The sequence below is a fragment of the Bradyrhizobium sp. genome, assembly GCF_049581145.1.
GTDB lineage: Bacteria > Pseudomonadota > Alphaproteobacteria > Rhizobiales > Xanthobacteraceae > Bradyrhizobium.
This window is the reverse complement of the sequence record NZ_JBAURI010000792.1, coordinates 1-2,381: the sequence shown is the minus strand read 5'-3', so window position 1 is coordinate 2,381 and position 2,381 is coordinate 1. Positions and strand designations below refer to the sequence as shown.

Sequence of the window (2,381 nt, the reverse complement as noted above, 5' to 3'; positions counted from 1 at the left end):
AGCGATTCCGGCAAGGGAATCCCGGCCAACCTGCTCGAAAAGGTGTTTGAGCCGTTCTACACCACCAAGGATGTCGGAAAGGGATCGGGGCTCGGGCTCAGCATGATCTACGGCTTCGTCAAGCAGTCGAACGGACACATCAGGATCTACAGCGAAGAGGGCCACGGCACTACCGTGAAGCTTTATTTGCCGCAGGCCGCGGGCGTCGCAGACACCCTGCCGGCGGAGGCCGGCATTTCCGAAATTCAACGCGGCGATGAGTCCATACTGATCGTCGAGGACGATACGCTGGTCCGCGAATACGTCGTGACGCAGGTCGGCCGTCTCGGTTACCACACGCTGGCCGCCAGCAACGCCGCGGAGGCGCTCGCTATCCTCAGCGGCCCCGAACGCATCGACCTGTTGTTCACCGACGTGATCATGCCCGGCGGCATGAACGGCCGCCAGCTTGCGACCGAGGCGCAGATGCTGCGCCCGGAGCTCAAGGTGCTCTACACCTCGGGCTACACCGAAAACGCCATCGTGCATCATGGCCGGCTCGACGCCGGTGTGCTGCTGCTGCCGAAACCCTATCTCGGCTCCGATCTCGCGCGGATGATCCGGGCCGCGCTGGCATCGTGAATCGATGCGCGCTTGCACGGCCGGTCAAGACGTCGAGAACGCCCGACTCACCTATCCCGGCAGGATGACCTCTGCGACCGCTTCAATTGCCTGATACACGGCGTCGATCTCGCCGGCCGTGCTGCAATAGGGCGGCATCAGGTAGATGGTGTTGCCGAGCGGTCGAACCAGCAGTCCTCGCCTCATGAACTCCCCGTACAGGCGCGGTCCGACATCGGCGAGATAGCCGGCGTCGGTCACGGCGAGGTCGAGCGCCGCGATGGTCCCGATCTGGCGGACATTGGTGAACCTGCGATCGTCGCGAAACCGGTCGAGCCCGCGCGCTTGGGCGGCGGCTAGATCGGCGATGCGCTGCATCACCGGTTCGGTCTGCCACACCTTGACATTGGCGAGCGCCGCGGCGCAGGCGATCGGACTGGCGGTGTAGGAGCTGGAGTGGAAAAACGTCTTGCGCCGGTCCGGTGAGTAGTGCGCATCGAAGATGCCGGCGCTGCACAGCGTGACCGCGAGCGGCAGCGCGCCGCCGGTGAGGCCTTTGGAATAGCAGCCAATGTCAGGCACCAATCCGGCCTGCTCGCAAGCGAACAGCGTGCCGGTCCGGCCCCATCCGGTCATCACCTCATCGGCGATCAGCAGCACGTCATGCGCCTTGCAGATTCGTCCCATCTCGGCGAGCACCCAGGGCGGGTAGATCAGCATGCCGCCGGCTCCCAAGATCAGGGGTTCGATGATCAGCGCGGCCACAGCCTCGTCGCGGCAGGCCTGATCGAGTGCCTCAAGCGTCGCCTGCTCGCGACCCGGGCGCGGAAACGGCAGCCGGGCGACGTCGAACAGCAACGGCTCATAGGGCGCGTTGAACACGCCGCGCTCGCCGACCGACATGCCGCCGATGGTGTCGCCATGATAGGCGCCCTCCAGCGCCAGGATGCGGCGGCGCTGCTCGCCGGAGTGCAGCCAATAGCCGAGCGCCATCTTCAAGGCGACCTCGACCGAGGTCGATCCGCTGTCGGAGAAGAACACGTAGTCCAACCCGGGCGGCGTGATCGCGACGAGGCGGCGCGCCAGTTCCTCGGCGGGCGGGTGGGTGAAGCCGGCGAAAATGACCTGGTCGAGGTTGTCGGTCTGCGTCCTGATCGCCTGCATGATCTGCGCATGGCGATGACCATGGGTGACCACCCACCAGGACGAAATCGCGTCGAAGATCCGGCGCCCGTCGGCCGCTTCGAGCCAGGCGCCTTCGCCTTTGACGATGGTCGGCATCTCGCCCTGCACGGCGTGCTGGGTGAATGGATGCCATACCGGGGACGTCGATCTCATCGTGCACGGTCCTGCAGGAAGTCATCAAGATTGAAATGCGCGGCAAACGCGGCCTTGAGCGCTGCCGCGGTCAGCTCGGCGAGCTGCGGCAGGCGGCCGAGACGGCGCGTGCGCGCAAGCGCCGTGATGGTGCGCTCGGAATCGGCGTTTTCCTCGCCGACGAAAGCTATGCCGGTCAGCGGAATGCCGCGGGCGCGGATGGCCTCGATCGACAGCAGGCTGTGATTGATGGTGCCGAGCGTGGTGCGGGCGCACAGCACGAGTGGCACGTGCCAATTCGCGAAGACCTCGATCGTGAGCAGCTCCCTCGTCAGCGGCACCAGCAATCCGCCGGCGCCCTCGACCACCAGCGGGCGCGCGGTCGGCGGCAGGGCGAGGTTGGCCGGATCGATCGTCAGGCCGTCGATGGCGGCGGCGCGATGCGGCGAGGCCGGCGTCTTCAG

General features: G+C 66.2%; 3 protein-coding genes. 1 reads left to right on the top strand and 2 read right to left on the bottom strand.

What is annotated here, in order from left to right; genetic code table 11:
- Positions 1 to 621 (top strand): ATP-binding protein (locus WCB02_RS26110; protein WP_423962649.1); only part of this gene is annotated, 621 nt, incomplete at its 5' end.
- 51 nt (positions 622 to 672) lie between these two features.
- Here WCB02_RS26110 and WCB02_RS26105 read toward each other — a convergent pair.
- Together WCB02_RS26105 and bioD are read right to left on the bottom strand one after the other, a co-directional pair.
- A complete protein-coding gene (locus tag WCB02_RS26105) occupies positions 673 to 1,938 on the bottom strand; it encodes an adenosylmethionine--8-amino-7-oxononanoate transaminase (protein WP_423962648.1) in 1,266 nt (421 codons plus the stop codon).
- Positions 1,935 to 2,381, bottom strand: a 447-nt coding sequence (bioD, locus tag WCB02_RS26100; protein ID WP_423962647.1) for an ATP-dependent dethiobiotin synthetase BioD, incomplete at its 5' end; no start/stop codon positions are given. The genes bioD and WCB02_RS26105, both read right to left, overlap by 4 nt.

Excerpts from the sequence above, each read along its gene's own strand:
- WCB02_RS26105 (WP_423962648.1), bottom strand. The coding sequence starts at position 1,938 with ATGAGATCGACGTCCCCGGTATGGCATCCATTCACCCAGCACGCCGTG.